This window comes from Nocardia paucivorans NBRC 100373 (genome assembly GCF_000308675.1).
In the GTDB taxonomy this organism is placed as follows: Bacteria; Actinomycetota; Actinomycetes; order Mycobacteriales; family Mycobacteriaceae; genus Nocardia; species Nocardia paucivorans.
The window spans coordinates 221,646-238,138 of sequence record NZ_BAGE01000018.1; the positions used below are offsets into that span (position 1 = coordinate 221,646).

The 16,493-nt window shown below is 66.9% G+C and carries 6 protein-coding genes; all 6 read left to right on the plus strand.

Annotation, left to right across the window (positions count from 1 at the left end; all coding sequences use genetic code 11):
• The first annotated feature begins 22 nt into the window (after positions 1-22).
• A complete protein-coding gene (locus tag ON32_RS03500; RefSeq protein WP_040788629.1) occupies positions 23-1,315 on the plus strand; it encodes a SidA/IucD/PvdA family monooxygenase in 1,293 nt (430 codons plus the stop codon).
• A 283-nt stretch (positions 1,316-1,598) separates the two neighbouring features.
• Entirely contained in the window at positions 1,599-2,354 is a 756-nt protein-coding gene (locus ON32_RS03505) for a thioesterase II family protein (RefSeq protein ID WP_040788630.1), read from the plus strand.
• Between the two features lie 39 nt (positions 2,355-2,393).
• Positions 2,394-3,725 (plus strand): beta-ketoacyl [acyl carrier protein] synthase domain-containing protein, encoded by a 1,332-nt coding sequence (locus ON32_RS03510; protein ID WP_040788631.1) that lies wholly within the window; start codon positions 2,394-2,396, stop codon positions 3,723-3,725.
• Entirely contained in the window at positions 3,718-6,813 is a 3,096-nt protein-coding gene (gene nbtC / locus ON32_RS03515; RefSeq protein WP_083873961.1) for a nocobactin polyketide synthase NbtC, read from the plus strand. Before ON32_RS03510 ends, nbtC begins: the two co-directional genes overlap by 8 nt.
• Before the next feature lie 12 nt (positions 6,814-6,825).
• Entirely contained in the window at positions 6,826-11,361 is a 4,536-nt protein-coding gene (locus tag ON32_RS03520) for a non-ribosomal peptide synthetase (protein ID WP_040788632.1), read from the plus strand.
• A 39-nt stretch (positions 11,362-11,400) separates the two neighbouring features.
• Entirely contained in the window at positions 11,401-16,449 is a 5,049-nt protein-coding gene (locus tag ON32_RS03525; RefSeq protein WP_040788634.1) for a non-ribosomal peptide synthetase, read from the plus strand.
• The last annotated feature ends 44 nt before the right edge of the window (positions 16,450-16,493 follow it).

Sequence of the window (16,493 nt, forward strand, 5' to 3'; positions counted from 1 at the left end):
GACGGCTGGAGAGTGAGTAGCGGTGGAAACACTTCTTGTTGTAGGTGCGGGGCCGAAAGCCCTCGCCGTGGCTGTCAAGGCGCATGTGTTGCGGGGACTGGGATTGGCCGCGCCGCGAGTGATAGTGGTCGAGAAGGACGCGGTGGGCGGCAATTGGCTGTCCAGTGGTGGCTGGACCGACGGGCAGCACCGGCTCGGTACCAGCCCGGAAAAGGATCTGGGGTTTCCCTATCGCTCCTCTCTGGCCCGCGGTCGCAACCAGGCGATCAATGAGGCGATGGCGGCTTTCGGTTGGGCGTCCTTCCTGATCGATCAGGGCACCTACGCCGAGTGGGTCGACCGCGGTCGGCCCAATCCGCCCCACCATGTCTGGGCCAAATATCTCCAGTGGGCCGCGCGCAAGATCGACCTGGATCTGGTGTTGGGCACCGTGCGGCAGGTGTCGACCGATGGCGACGGCTGGCTGGTCACCGTGGCCGATGCCGCGGGGGGCACCACCCGAATCGCGGTGGATGGACTGATGATCACCGGCCCCGGTCGCAGCGACAAAGCGATGTCCAGGCACAGCCGTGTTCTGAGTATCGCCCGGTTCTGGGATCTGGCCTGTCGGCGTGAGCTGCCCGTGTCCTCGCGGGTGGCGGTGATCGGTGGGGGTGAGACGGCGGGATCGGCGCTCGACGAACTGCTGCACCATGGAATGCTGTCCATCTCGGTGATCTCGCCTATGGCGACGATCTATACCCGCGGGGAAAGCTATTTCGAGAACTCGCTGTTCAGTGACCCCATCAAATGGGCCGGGCTCACCCTCGACGAGCGTCGTGAAGTGATTCGACGCACCGATCGGGGGGTCTTCTCGGTGCGGGTGCAGGAAAGCCTGTTGGGCGACAGTCGCGTTCATCATCTCCAGGGGCGCGTGGTGCGGGTGGCCGATCATAGAGACGGCGTGGCCCTCACATTGCGCAACGAGATGCGCGGCGATCAGGTTCACACGTTCGATCTGGTGGTCGATGCCACGGGCGGGCAGCCGCTGTGGTTCCTCGACCTGTTCGATCAGGAGGCCGCCGATCTATTGGAACTGGCGGTCGGCGGTCGGTTGACGCAATCGCGGATCGAGACCGCCATCGGCTACGACCTGGCGGTATCCGGAATGGATCAGAAGCTGTTCCTGCCCAATCTGGCCGGTGTGGCGCAGGGGCCGGGCTTTCCGAATCTCAGTTGTCTGGGTGAGCTCTCCGATCGGGTGCTGCATCCGGATCCGATGCCGGTCCGGGCGGGTGTGCGCGGCCTGGAAATCGGGGTTTCCGCATTCGGATAGGGCCCGCCGGAGCACGGGTGCCGGTGACGTGGTGGGGCCGATGGTCCGTGTGGCAGAGATTGTGCACTCGGTTGCAAAGGTGTGGGCCCGGTCTCGTATGGGCCGACGCGGTACGGCGGTCGGGTTCGTCACAGTTCATCCCCGCCCACAGGCTGTAATAGTAAGGTTACCCTATGCTAATCTCTCCGGAGCGGTGCGGTTTGCGCCGGCCGACGAGGTTGGCGCGGACCGACGCGCTGGGATTGGTTGTTTCGGTCCGGCGCGGTGATGTAGGAGATGTGATATGCCGAATGCGCTCGGTTGGCTTCGAAATTTCCACAAACCGACAACGGGAGCGCGTCTGCCATTCATACTCTTTCCGCACGCAGGCTCCGGCGCTTCCGGTTACCGTTCCTTTTCGAAAAGGCTCAGCGCTGATTTCGATGTAGCCGTGGTGCAGTATCCGGGCCGGCAGGATCGTATTGCCGAGCCTCCGGCCACCGAAATGTCCGAACTCGCCGCCGGAGCCTTCGCGGAATTCGCCGAATCCTCGTGGTCGCGAGGAGTCCCGATCACCGTCTTCGGTCACAGTGTGGGGGCCATTGCCGCATTCGAATTCGCGCGGATGGCCGAAGCATCCGGTGTCGAGGTGGGGCTGCTGGTGGCCTCCAGCGCGGTGGCTCCGGCCCTGGTCGTCGATGAACCGCCCAATCCTACCGATGACGACGACCTGCTCGATCGGCTGACCGCGCTGCACGGTACCGATGCCGATGTCCTGGCCAACCGGGAGATCATGCGGTTGGCCCTGCCGGTGTTGAAGGCGGACTACCGGGCGTACGACCGCTACGAGTGCGGCCCCGATGTGCGGGTTCGGGCTCCGATCCGGGTTCTGGGTGGCGCCGACGACGAATTCGTCACGATCCAACAGCTACGCGCTTGGGGTGCCCACAGCGAGCAGGGGGCCACCGTAACCCTCTTCGAGGGCGGGCATTTCTATCTGAACAACCATATCGACGATGTCGCCGAATTGCTCTCCGCCGCAGCGATTTTTGCGAATTAGCGCGGCCGTCGAGCGTTTTATCTCCCCGTTAGGTGCACCATGGCAGAGAAACATTCGGGAAACGACGACCCGATCGTTATCGTCGGAATGGCGGTGGAGGCGCCGGGCGGAATAGAAACCCCTGCCGAATTCTGGTCCGCACTCGCGGAATCTCGGGAATTGATCGGGCCGTTTCCGCGAGATCGTGATTGGCCGTTGGACCAATTGTTCACCCTCCATCACAATGCCGGTTGGTCGCCGGTTCGCGATGCGGGTGGGTTTCTCGGCACGGCAGCGTATTTCGACCCCGGATTCTTCGGTATCAGCCCGCGCGAGGCCGTGGCCATGGATCCGCAACAGCGGGTCGCGATGCGATCGGCCTGGCGGGCCGTAGAGGACGCCGGACTCAATCCCGCCGCACTCGACGGCGACGGTGCCGGATGCTGGATGGGCGTCTCGGTACTGGAATACGGACCGCTGATGGCGCAGGTCAGTGAATACAGCGGATATCGGATGACCGGTTCGGCACTGAGTGCCGTGGCCGGACGTGTCTCGCATGCGCTGGGCCTGCGAGGGCCATCGATCAGTGTGGACACCTCATGCGCCTCCTCGTTGACGGCGGTGCATCAGGCCGCGGCGGCGATTCGAGCGGACGAATGCGAATGGGCGGTGGCCGGCGGTGTCTGCGTCATGGGCACACCGGGGATGTTCGTCGAGTTCTCCAAGAACAACGCGCTGTCCACCGACGGCCACTGCCGTCCCTATTCCGCCGACAGCACCGGAACACTGTGGGGTGAAGGTGCCGGTGTGGTCGTGCTCGAACGTGAATCCCGGGCCCGCCGGTTGGGCCACCGGATCCACGCGCGGTTGCTCGGGTCCCGGGTGAACCACAACGGCAAGGGCGCGCCATTGGCCGTGCCCAGCGCCGCGGCCCAGCAGCGACTGCTCGAGGAAACCTTGGCCGTCGCCGGGGTATCCGCCGACTCGGTGGGGGTGATCGAAGGGCACGGAACGGGCACGGCGGTGGGGGATCCGTTGGAGCTCGCCGCGCTGATCGCGGTGTACGGCGCACCGGATCGTGCCGACGGCGGCGCGGTACTGGGCTCGGTGAAATCCAATACCGGGCACACTCAGGCCGCCGCGGGTGTTCTCGGCCTGATCAAGGTGGTGCTGTGCGGCACCCACGGATACACGGTGCCCAGCCTCTGGGCGGACAACCCGACGACAGCTGTCGACTGGTCGGCGACAAGTCTGCGCCTGTCCACGAAATACGCCCCGTGGGAGCCGGTGAACGGGGTTCGGCGCGGCGTCGTCTCGGCGTTCGGCATCGCGGGCACGAATGTACACGCGATTGTCGAGATCCCCGCCGATCAGGAGGAATTCGATGTCTGACCACCGCTTGCCCGACGGCTCCGTTCCCGTTTTGCTGTCTTCCGACAGCGCGGAGGGCCTGCGGGCCGAGGCCAGGGCGATCCTCACATATCTGCGGGAGCACCCGGACACCACCCCGCAGGACCTGTCGCGCACACTGTTTCGCACCCGGATCGCGCGTCCGCACCGGGCACTGATCATGGCCGAGGACCACGAACTGTCGGCGGCTCTGCGGTCGATCGCCGACGGCGAGGAACATCCGGATGTGGTGCGTTCCCGGCGTCCGGCGAGCGCACGCACGATCGGATTCGTATTTCCCGGTCAGGGCAGCCAGCAGGCGGGAATGGGCGCCGTGTACTACCGCCACTCGCCCGAATACCGTTCGGTGGTCGACGAATACGCCGCATTGCACGAGGAGCGTTACGGCAATCGCGGCCCGGTGCACTATCTGCTCGGCGATCGGGAAGGTCACGAGCCGACGCTGCTCGACCTGCACCCCGCACGTATGTTCCACATGTTGGGTTTGGCCGCCATGTGGCAGGCCGTCGGTGTCCGTCCGGCGGCGACGATCGGACACAGTCAAGGTGAACTGGCGGCCTGTGTCACCGCGGGAATGGCCATCGCGCGGGATGCGGCGACCATCGCGGCCCGACGCGCGGAATTGTTGGAGCGGTTCACCTCCCGTGGTTATGCGGTCGCGGTGCTGGGCACCGACCGTGAGGAAGGGGAGGCCCTGCTGGCCCGTCACTCGGGCTGGGCCGAGGTGGCGGTGATCAATTCGCCGCGCCTGCTGGCCGTCTCCGGCGAGGCGGAGACGATCGATGATCTGGTGGTCGCCGCCGCGGAACAGGGGCGTTTCGCCAAGCGGATCCGTATGTCCTATCCGGCTCACACCTCCGCCATCGTGGAGATACGAGCCGAGCTGGAAAAAATTCTCGAGGTCGAGCTGACGACGGACCGTCTCACCGCCGGAGTGCTGCCCTGTTTCGGTGCCACCCTCGGGGCACGGGTACCGGCCGACTGCCCCCACAGCCGGTACTGGTACTGGAATCTGCGCAACCGGGTTCGTTTCGACCGGGCTGTCATGGCCGCCGCGGAGACGGTGGACACGTTCATCGAGATCTCCGAGCACCCGACCCTGCAATTGGCGATACAGCAGACCCTTGCCGAAACGGAGTCCGGCGTCGGGGGATTCCACATTGCGGGCACGGCGCGGCGTGAAGCGGCGAATCTGTCGGAATTCACCCGCGCCGTCGCCGAACTCGCGGTGTTGGACCTGAATTTTTCCTGGGACGCTCTTCGAACGCCCGATACGGACGGTCCGCCCGCCTCGATATTGCGGGATTTCCCACCCACTGTGATGAATTCGCGTCGATTGTGGGCCGGCTACCCCCTCGGGCACGAGCAGAGCGGACCCGCTCGCGATACACGTGACGAACCGGCCCCGACGGTCGCCGGCGCGGTGGAGCCCGTTCTGCTCGCCGAACAGTGGTCGCCGTTGGCGGGACGCACCCTTGCCGAACCACGCACCGTGCTGCCGATCGGCGATATCGATGCCGACCTGGACGCGGCATTGCGGACACGGGCGCGCCGTTACGGTGCCATGGTGCTCGAGGATTCACCGGAGGCAGTGGCGCAGGCCGATACCTTCGTCGTGCTGTTGCCCACGACACCGAGTGCGGACGATACCGAGGCGGTCACCGAATTCGCCGAATTCGCCGAGACGGTGCGCAGGCTTCCGACCGGTCCGGCAGGCCGCGCCGAGTGTTGGTTGGTGACCACCGGCGCCGAGGCCGTGCTGCCGACAGATCTGCCGGCGCTGGGACACGCGGGGGCGAGTGCGGTGTTTCGCTCGGTCGCGCTCGACCATTTCGGTGTCGCGTTCCGTCATCTGGACCTGCCCGCCGAGGCGGGCGAGTGGGAGCCGCAGCGGGTGGCCGATCTCGTTCTCGAGGCCGTGCACGTGGCCGCGGCGGAACCGGAGTTGGCAGTGCGTGAGGGGAAATGGCATGCCAAGCGTCTCGCTCCCCGAATGCCGGCGACGCCTCGACCCCACCGGGACGAGGTGGTGATTCTCGGGGGCACCGGGCAGGTCGGCCTGCATTTCTGTGAATACTTCGTTCGCGCGGGGGCGCGGCGGGTCACCCTCGTGAACCGGACGGGCCGGACGGCGCGGGTCGCCGATCGGTTGGATGCCATTCGGGCCCTGGGCGATACGGATATCGAGATCCTCGCCTGCGATATCACCGATGACGCGGCGGTCGGCGCCCTGGCCGCCCGCTATGGCCCGGACGGCCCGGACGGCCCGGACGGCCCGGACGGCGTGGACATCGTGGTGCACGCCGCGGTCGACTATGTGTGGTCGGAACTGAACCCGCAGGCCGCCCGGGATGCGGCGGCATCGAAGGTGCTCGGTATCGCCGCGGTGATGCGCGAGCTGCCACTGGCCCCGGACGCGGTGATCATGCTGTGCTCGTCGTTCGCGGCGACGCTGGGGGGACGCGGACAGGAGTTGTACGCGGGGGCGAACCGCATGATCGACGCCTTGGCGGTGCGCCTGCGGGCCGCCGGCCATGATTGTGTCGCCGTGCAGTGGGGGCTGTGGGAGCTGCCGGACGATGCGGATCCGGCGGCGCACGCGCGTATCACCGGCGCCGGTCTGTTACCGCTGCCACCGGCGGCGGCGATCTCCACCGCCCTCGCCGGTGGACGGGAAAACCACCTGGTGCTCTCGTGCGATTGGCCGCGGTTGCGGGAGACGGTGACCGCGGTCGGGTTGGGCACCGTTTTCGCGCCGGCACTGGACCGTCCGGAGGCGGCGGCGCCCGCCGGGACACCCGAGCCCACCCGCGCCGCGACCGGCGCGGATACCGGTGCCGATCTCGCGCAGATCCTACGGCGCGAGATCGACCGCGTGATGCTCACCGATGACGCCACCGAGTTCGACGGCTCGGTGCCCTTGGTGGCGCTCGGTTTCGATTCGCTGCTGGCGCTCGAGCTCCGGACCCGGGTCAAGGCCGAGCTGGACCGTGAGGTGCCGGTGGCCGAGATCTTGAGCGGCGCTTCGCTCGACGACGTCGTGCGGCTCATGACGAACCACCAAGCCTGAGGAGGCCGCACCATGCCCGAACATACGCAGGCTCCCCCGCCCGATATCGAGGATGTACTCGCCCTCAGCCCATTACAGGAGGGCTTTTTCACCCTGGCGCGGCTCGCGGGCAGCGGCGATCTGTACTCCCTGCAATTCGTGTTGGAGGTGACCGGGCCGGTCGACGCGCCGCGACTGCGCCGCAGCGCGGAGGCGATCCTGGTCCGGCACGCGAACCTGCGGGCCAGTTTCTGGGATCGGGACCTGCCCAAACCGGTGCAGATCGTCCCCACGTTCGCGCAGCTGCCGTGGACGCAGCGCTCGGCCGAGTTCGACGAACTCGACGGCATCGTCACCGCCGAGGCCCGCGCCTCGTTCGACCTGGAACGGGGACCGTTGCTGCGGATCGCCTTGGTCGGACTGCCCGATGCGACGCACCGGCTCATCGTCACCGCGCACCACATCGTCCTGGACGGGTGGTCGCTCGGGGTGTTCTTCCACGAACTGTTCGCCCTCTACGACGCGGACGCGGCCATCGATGTCCTGCCGAGCCCGCGACCGTACCGGGATTACATCGGCTGGTTGGGCGCCCGGGACACCGACGCCGATCTGCGGCAATGGACGCGTTACCTCGAGGGCGTCGAACCGCTCGTGGTCGCCGAATCGTCCGATGAGACGGTGAACACGGTGGTTCCGCAAGTTTTCAACCATGCCGTGGGACGAGAGGACACCGCTCGCCTCATCGCCTGGGCCCGCGGGCACGGATTGACGATGAACACCGTGGTCCAGTATGCCTGGGCGCTGTTGCTCGGCCGGATCACCGACCGGCGCGATATCGTATTCGGCACCACGGTTTCGGGTCGACCGGACGAGCTGTCCGGTGTGGAGACCATGATGGGGTTGTTCATCAACACCGTTCCCGTCCGGATCGATCTCGACACCGTCTCCGCGGGGATCGACGGTCTGTTGCGTTGGCAGCGGGAATGCGCCGCCATGCGTGAGGTGGGATACGCGAGTCTGTCGGCGATCCAACGCGCCGCGGGCACCGGAGCATTGTTCGACACCCTGTCGGTGTTCGAGAACGCGCCGATGAACGATGTTCTGCGTCCCACGACCGCCGCCGACGGAACCGGTTTCCGACCCGTTTTCTCCCAGAGCCTCACCCATTACCCGCTCGCCGTCACCTCCTTCCTGTTCGAGGGGGATCTGATCGTGACGATCGAGGCGGTGCAGTCGGCACTGGGCGAACTGTCCGGAGCGGATATCGGGACACGGTTGGTCGATATCCTGCGGCAGCTGCCCGATTCGGATGGTCGGTCGAGCGATGACCTGAACATCCTGTTACCCGGAGAACATCCGGTCCCTCCGGAACCCACCCCCGACGATGCACGCGGTGTCACGGTGCCCGAACTGCTCGCCGCGCAGGTCGCCGCGACGCCCGATGCCGTCGCGCTCACCACCGAGAACGAGCGCTACACCTATCGGGAATTCGCCGACGAGGTGCAACGGCTGGCCGCGGTGTTCGCGGCGCACGGTATCGGACCCGAAGACGTTGTCGCACTGGCCCTACCCCGTTCGGCTCGGTCGATCGTGGCATTGTTCGCTGTGCTGTGGGCGGGTGCCGCCTATGTTCCGATCGATCCCGCGATGCCCGTCGCGCGGATCGAGTCGATCGTTCGCCGAGCCCGCCCTCGGTTGCTGGTGGCCGAGACCGCGCACACCCCCGGACTCGACGACCTCGCCGATCCACCGCCCCGGCTCGCGCTGAACGAGGTGAGTGGGAACGGGTCGCTCGCCGAGCCCGTACCCGTCGCGCCGGACGGGTGCGCGTACCTGATCTTCACCTCCGGATCCACCGGTGAACCCAAGGGTGTCATGGGCACCCACACCGCGCTGACCGGCTATTTCGCCGACCATCGAGAGCGGGTGTATCGGCCCGCGGTGGCCCGGTTGGGTCGCCGGCTGCGGATCGCTCACGCATGGTCGCTGGGTTTCGATGCCTCCTGGCAGCCCATGGTCGGTCTGCTCGACGGACATACGATCCACCTCTTCGACGAAGAGGAGATGCGTGACGCGCATCGATTGGTGGACGGCATCGTTCGGCACGGCCTGGACATGATCGACACCACACCCTCGATGTTCACCCAGCTCGCCGCCGCGGGGCTGGTCGATGAACAGGGGTCGCCGTTGGCCGTGCTGGCGCTCGGTGGTGAGGCCATCGGTCCGGCGCTGTGGCGGCGGCTGTGTGCCCTGCCCACCACCGCCGTGCACAACTGTTATGGGCCCACCGAAACCACTGTCGAGGCGGTGGTGGCGAGCGTGTCGGATGCCGACGCCGAACCCGCGATCGGATTCCCGGTCACCGGTATGACCGGATATGTCCTGGATTCGCGGCTGCGTCAGGTCCCGGCGGGCGTGGTGGGTGAACTGTATCTGTCGGGTACGCAGGTGGCCCGCGGTTATGTGGGACGGCCGGGGCTGACCGCCGAGCGGTTCGTCGCCGATCCGTTCCGCCCGGGTGAGCGGATGTATCGGACCGGTGATCTGGTGCGGTATCGGGCCACGGGAGAGCTGAGCTATCTGGGGCGTGCCGACGATCAGGTGAAGATTCGTGGCTATCGCATCGAGATCGGGGAGATCGAGGCCGCCCTGTCGGCGCTGCCCGGGGTGCAGGCCGCCGCGGTGACCGTGGTGGGTCGACGCAGTGGTTCGAGTCTGATCGGGTTCGTGACCGGGACCGAACTGTCCTCGACGCAGCTGCGTTCGGCAGTCGCGCAACGGCTGCCCGGTTATATGGTTCCCCAGCGGGTGCTGGTGGTGGACCGACTTCCCGTGACGCCCAACGGAAAACTCGATACCCGTGCCCTCGGTGAGCTGGCCCGGGCCGAGCTGAACAGCGCCCCCGCGGATATGGCGCCCGCACGCACACCCACCGAGCAACGCATCTGTGCGGTCCTGGCACAGCTGTCCGGGGGAGCGGTGCCGAGTGTGGACGACAATCCGGTCGAGCTCGGACTGGACAGTATCGTGGCCATCTCCCTGGTGAACGCATTGCGCCGCGAAGGGATTTCGATCGGCCCCCGGACCGTTCTCGGTTCGGCATCGATTCGGGAAATGGCCGCGCGGATCGATGCGGGGGTCGATACCGTCGGCGCGGACCTGCCGCCGGAGGTGCCCGGTCCGATCGGGGCGGTGCCCATCGTGTCGTGGATGCACGAATACGGCGGATATCGCCGATTGTCGCTGAGCACGCTGTTGCGTTTGCCCGACGATATCGACGAGCCGGGTTTGACCGCGGTGTTGCAGGCCCTGCTCGACGGTCACGCCGTGCTTCGATCCCGATTCACCGGTGACGCCGAGAGATACGAATTCTGCACTCGCGAGCCGGGCAGTGTACGCGCGGTCGATATCCTCTCGCGGGTCGATGTCGACACGGATTTCGCCGCGACCCTCGCCGAATGGGGACATACCGTCGTCGAGCAGATCGATCCGGCGACCGGGCAGATGATTCGTGCCGTCTGGTTCGTGCGCTCCGATGCGCCCGATGTGCTGCTGTTGACGGTGCATCACCTGGCCGTGGATCCGGTGTCCTGGCACATCATTTCCGCCGATCTCGCCGCGGGGTGGGCGCAGTACATTGTGGGTGAACCGGTCTGTCCGCCCCGGGAACACACCCCCTACCGCACCTGGGCCCGACTGCTGCGCGAACGCGCCGACAGCACCGCGGTCACCGCGCAGCGGGAGTACTGGGCAGCGCAGGTGGCGGCGCCGGATCCGGCTCTGGGCACACGCAAACCGGATCCCCGCACCGACACCTGGGCCTCGTATCGGGTATGCCCGGTGCCGTTCACCGCGGATACCACCGAGGCAATCCTGGACGGGTTCGGCAACTCGGCCGGTGTTCGGGAGTTCCTGCTCGCCACCTTGACCGTGACCCTGGCCAGTTGGCGAGCCGAGCGAGGACAGGACGGCTCTGCCGGTGCCCTCATCGCCCTGGAGGGGCACGGTCGACAGGACGAGGCCCTCGGCGGCGATATCGATACCGCGCACACCGTCGGATGGTTCACCAGTATCGCGCCGGTCCGGTTGGGAGGCGGTGACGCAGCGGTCGATATCGCCGCCATCGAGGCCGATCCCACGCGGGCCCGTGATCTGCTTGTCGGGATCACCGAGCATTTGGCGAACATGCCCAATGCCGGGCTCGACTACGGTGTGCTGCGCTACCTTTCGGCCGATCCCGCCCTGGCGGGTGCGGACCCACAGGTGTTGTTCGACTATCTGGGTCGTTTCGACATGGCCGGCGCCGGAGATCCGTGGGCGCCGATACCCGACCTCGCTCTGCACGAAGCGCTACCCGCCGTCGCGGAGCCGGATTTCCCGGTGCGCTACGCGCTGGATGTCGTCAGCGCCGTGCGGGCCGCGGGGGGACGCCCCCAGCTGGTGACGATGCTGAGGTGGAGTTCGGCCGTATTCACCGACGCCGATATCGAGCGACTGGCCGAGCTCTGGCGCGCGGCCGCGCAGGTGCTGGAGCACGCGCTGCTGTCCGGCACCGCAACCATCCGTTGATCATTCGCGCCGCCCGGCACCCTATTCGAAGGAAACACCATGTCAGACGAAACTCTTCAGCGGAGAAAGCAGCTACTGCGGCAGCGCATGCGTGAGCAGAGGCTGTTGGCGGCCGATTCCGAACCCACGATCACCCGCCGCCCCGACGAGCCGACCCCGCTCTCGCCGGGGCAGCAGCGGATGTGGTTTCTGCAGAACCGGTATCCCGACGACACCACACTCAATGTGTGCGTGGCCTACCGGCTGGACGGTGAGCTGGATCCGGCCCGATTGCATTCTGCCCTCGACACGATCGTGGTGCGGCACGAGGTCCTGCGCAGCGGTTACCGGGTGGGTGCCGACGGGCTCCCGGTGCAGGTTCCGCGGACCGGTGTCGGGGTGCTCTGGCAGGAACACGATCTGAGCCAACGTTCGGCGGAGGGCCGGGAGCGGGGTGTGGAGGTGCTCGCCCGGCGGGAATTCGCGCGTCCGTTCGACCTGGAACACGATCTGCCGCTGCGGGTCACCCTGGTGCGGCTCGATGCCGCCGCATACGTGCTGATCCTCGTGGCCCACCACATCGCCTGGGACGACGACTCCTGGTCGGTGTTCTTCACCGAACTCAATGCCGCCTACCGCGGCGGGGAACTGCCCGCCCTGCGCGCCCAGTATGCGGATGTGGCCACGGTGGGACGACCCACCGACGAGGCAGATGCCGCGTTCTGGCGCGAACAGTTGAAACCGCTGCCCGACCGGATCGAGCTTCCCGGCCCGCCGGGCGCCCGCGAGTCCTCGCGTGTGGCCGACAAGGTGTTGCGCCCATTGGACGCGCAGCTCGTCGAGGGGGTCGCCGCGCTCGGCCGAGAGCTCGGCGCCACCCCTTTCACCGTGCTGTTGGCCGCGTTCGAAGCGGTGCTCTCCCGCTATACCGCGGCATCGGATTTCCTGGTCGCCGTGCCGGTGACCGACCGGCGTGGCTCCCACGCCCCGTCGTTGATCGGATACTTCGGCAATACCGTGCTCATCCGGGCACGTACCGAACCGACGTGGACATTTGCCGATCTGGTGACGGCGACCCGGGACACCTGCACCGCCGCATTCGCCCACCAAGGGTTGGGTGTCGAACAAGTGGTCCGTGAGGTGTCGGCGGGTCGGGCGTCGGGCGGTGACGGTCTGGCGCAACTGGTGCAGTTGAGTTTCGGTACGCGAGGCAGCGCCAATGGGTTCGACCTGCCCGGGGTCCGGGCGCGGGAACTGGACCTGAGCAGTCAGGTCGCGCAGGAACCCTTGGGAATGATGGTCGTTCTGGACGAGGATCGCCCCCGGTTGGAACTCACCTATCAGGTCGACCAACTGGGTCGAGAACTGGTCACGCAATTACTGGATCACTATCTCGAATTCGTCGGCGAGGCGCTCCGTGATCCCCGTCGAGCACTGCACGCCATGGATATGCTCGGTGCCGAAGGCCGCGCCGGGATTCTCGAGATCTCCCACGGACCGATCGTCGATATCGAACCCACCACGCTGGTGGATCTGTTGGAGCGGCAGGCCGCGACCACACCCGACGATATCGCGGTGATCGGGGACCACGAGGAACTGACCTACCGTGCGTTGCACGCGCGCGCGAATCGTTTGGCGCATTGGTTGATCGGCCGCGGTATCGGCCCGGAAGACCTTGTCGCTCTGCGGATCGCCACCTCGGTGGAATTCATCGTCGCCGCTCTCGCCGTGATGAAATCCGGTGCGGCGTATCTGCCGATCGACCCCGGTTATCCCGCCGACCGCATCGAGTACCTGTTGTCGGATGCCCGGCCGCGGCTCGTCCTCGCCGCCGAGGACATCGCTGTCGCGGAGGAGGCGGCGGCCGCACTGGTCGAGACGAATCCCACCGACACACAACGGATCGCCCCGCTGTATCCGAGCAATATCGCCTACGTCATCTACACTTCGGGCTCCACCGGCAAACCCAAAGGTGTTCCGGTCCCGCACGAGGCCATTGCCGACCACATGGTGAACTTCGCCGCCGAGTGGATGGCCATCACCGACACCGGCGACCGGGTAGCGCACCGCGTTCTGCAGACCACCTCGGTGAGTTTCGATGCCTCCCTGGGCGACACCTTCCTTCCGTTGGTCGGCGGTGCCTGCGTGGTGGTTCCGAAACCGAACGCCTACCGCGATATCCCGTATATCGCGGATCTGATCACTCGGCACGAGATCACGATCCTGCACATGGTTCCGTCGATCCTGGCCACCTTCCTGCGTCTGCCGGAGGCCGCCGACTGGCGTGCGCTGCGGCACGTCCCGGTCGGCGGGGAGGCGCTGCCCGGTGAGGTGGCCGACCGGTTCGCCACCCAGTTCGACGCGGAACTGCGCAACCACTACGGGCCCACCGAAGCGGTGGTGTGCTCCACGTCCATGCCCGTCGAGGGGCCGCAGGGTACGCGAATCGTTCCCATCGGGTACCCGAACCGGAATGTGTACCTGTACCTGCTCGACGATGCGTTGCGTCTGGTCCCTCCGGGGGTGGTGGGAGAGATCTACATCGGCGGGCGGCAGTTGGCCCGGGGCTATCTGGACCGCCCCGGGGCCACCGCGGAACGATTCGTCGCCGACCCCTTCCTGCCCGGCGAGCGGTTGTACCGGACCGGTGATATCGCGCGCCGTACGGCCGACGGAGAGATCGAGTTCATCGGTCGCGCCGACGAACAGGTGAAGGTGCGCGGTTTCCGTATCGAACTCGGCGAGGTGGAGGCGGCCATCGCCGATCACCCCGGTGTGGCCGGCTGCGTGGCGGTGGTGACCGAACACGAAACCCTCGGACCGGTTCTCGCCGCCTATCTGGTGCCCCGCGACGATGTCACACTGGACCTGCAGCAGGTCCGCGCATTCGTCGCCAGGGTGTTGCCCGAGCACATGGTGCCGGCGGCCTTCGCCGTCATCGATGAGATCCCGTTGTCCGCGCACGGCAAACTCGATCGCCGAGCGCTTCCGGCTCCCGTCGTCACCACCACCCACGGTTACCGGGAACCCGAGACCCCCACCGAGATCCGGGTGGCGCGGATCTATCAGGAGCTGTTCGACGCCGAACGGGTCGGGGCCGACGATTCCTTCTTCGAACTCGGCGGTCATTCACTGCTCGCGGCTCGGTTGGTCACCATGATCCGGGCTACGTTCGGCATGGATATCGACGTTCGGGTGCCGTTCGAGACCCCGACCGTCGCCGGGCTGGCCGCCCACCTGGTCGCGGTGTACGCCGAACAGGTCGGCGGCAACCTCGATGAGGCCGTACCGGATGAACTCGCCGGCGCGGCGATGACTTCGCTGCCGACCAAACGAGAACGCCCGGAGCGGCTGCCGCTGTCGTACGCACAGCGGGCGCTGTGGCTGCGGCGCAAACTCGAGGGCGCCTTCGCATGGGAGAACTTCCGACTCGCACTGCGTTTCGACGGCCCGCTCGACATCGCGGCCCTGAACGCGGCCGTCGGCGACGTGCTGGACCGTCATTCGGCGCTGCGCACGGTGTTCCCCGAGGAGTCCGGTGTCGCCTACCAGCAGATACTCCCGTCCGAGACGGTCGAGTTGCCGCGCACCGTGCTGCGGGCCGATGGTTCCCGATCACCGCAACAATTGCTGACGGAAGCGCTCGAGGCGGAGGCCGCACACGTTTTCGATCTCGCCACCGGGCCGCTGTATCGGCTGCGGCTGTTCGAGCTCGACGAGCATACGCATGTGCTGTCGGTGCTCATGCACCATCTGGTGACCGATCGCGAGTCGTGCCGGGTTTTCGTCGAGGATCTCTCGGTCGCCTACCGGGCCCGCCTGCGTGGCGCGCGTCCCACCTGGCCGGAACTGCCGCTGGAGTTCGCCGATTTCGCCATATGGCAGCGGGAGACCTTCGATCACGTTCCCGGTCGCGAACAGCTCGGTGAGTACGGACAACGACAACTCGACTACTGGTGTGCCGCCCTGGACGGGTTGCCGGTCGAGATCGCGGTCGCCCACGACCGTCCCCGACCGGCCCACCTCGGCTATGCCGGCACGACCGCCTCGCGCACCCTCCCCGCCACCACCTGGCGGGCGTTGCGCGCACTGGCGGAATCGTCCGGGGCAACCGAGTTCATGCTCTGCCAGGCCGCTGCCGCCGTACTGGTGCACACCCTCGGCGGGGGTGACGATGTGCCCATCGGCGCGACCGTGGCCAACCGGCCGGGTGGTGACACTCGTAATCTGGTCGGCCTGTTCGCGGATATGGCGGTACTGCGTACCGATCTGTCCGGTGCCCCGACCGTCCGAGAGGTGCTGGGTCGGGTACGCGAGTCCGCTCTGGGGACGCTCGTCCATCAGGATGTGCCGTTCGAGCGAATCGTGGAAACGCTCAACCCACCGCGAGTATTGGGACGTAACCCGCTGTTCCAGATCCTGATGCAGTTCGGGCAGCAGACCCAGGTCTCGTCGTTCGGCGACGGCGATGTGACGGTCACGGTCGAGGCGCCGCAGTTCGATGTCGCGTTCATGGATTTCCACCTCGATTTCCTGGAGACCGCGACGGGTGAGCTGACGGTGCGGGTGATCACCAACTCGCAACTGTACGATCCGTCGACCGGCGAAGTGTTCGCCGATGTACTGGCCGCCATCCTGCATGCCTTCGCCGAGCACCCCGACCGGTCCATCACCACCCTCGGGGCAGCGCCGGCCGATTGGGATTCCGCACGAACCGTGGTGCGTCGCACCGAGGACACCGGGACTTCGCCGGAGGTGGAGGACGGGCCGCCGCGCACCGAGACCGAGAAGGCGTTGGTGGCGCTGCTCGAGGAATTGCTGGAGATCACCGATGTGGGACGGACCGACGGTTTCTTCGCCCTCGGCGGTGACAGCGTCATGGCCATTCAATGGGCGGCGCGCGCCGGTGAGCGCGGGCTGGCGCTGACCCCGCAGATGGTCTTCGAACACCTCACCATCGCCGAACTGGCCGCGGCGGTGGATACCGCCGGATCCGCGCCGAGCACGGAACCGGCCGTAGACGAACACCGACACGCGCCCATGTCGACATCGGGGCTGTCGGAGGACGCCTTGGCCATGCTGCGCCGGTCGTGGGCGGCGCAGCGATGACCGGGAACGGTGGGTACGAGCCGCAGACGAACAAGGAGTGGTCG

What these genes read in the sequence shown, in the direction of transcription:
- ON32_RS03505 (WP_040788630.1), top strand. Translation starts at nt 1,599, where the DNA reads ATGCCGAATGCGCTCGGTTGGCTTCGAAATTTCCACAAACCGACAACG.
- ON32_RS03525 (WP_040788634.1), top strand. Translation starts at nt 11,401, where the DNA reads ATGTCAGACGAAACTCTTCAGCGGAGAAAGCAGCTACTGCGGCAGCGC.
- nbtC (WP_083873961.1), top strand. Translation starts at nt 3,718, where the DNA reads ATGTCTGACCACCGCTTGCCCGACGGCTCCGTTCCCGTTTTGCTGTCT.
- ON32_RS03510 (WP_040788631.1), top strand. Translation starts at nt 2,394, where the DNA reads ATGGCAGAGAAACATTCGGGAAACGACGACCCGATCGTTATCGTCGGA.
- ON32_RS03520 (WP_040788632.1), top strand. Translation starts at nt 6,826, where the DNA reads ATGCCCGAACATACGCAGGCTCCCCCGCCCGATATCGAGGATGTACTC.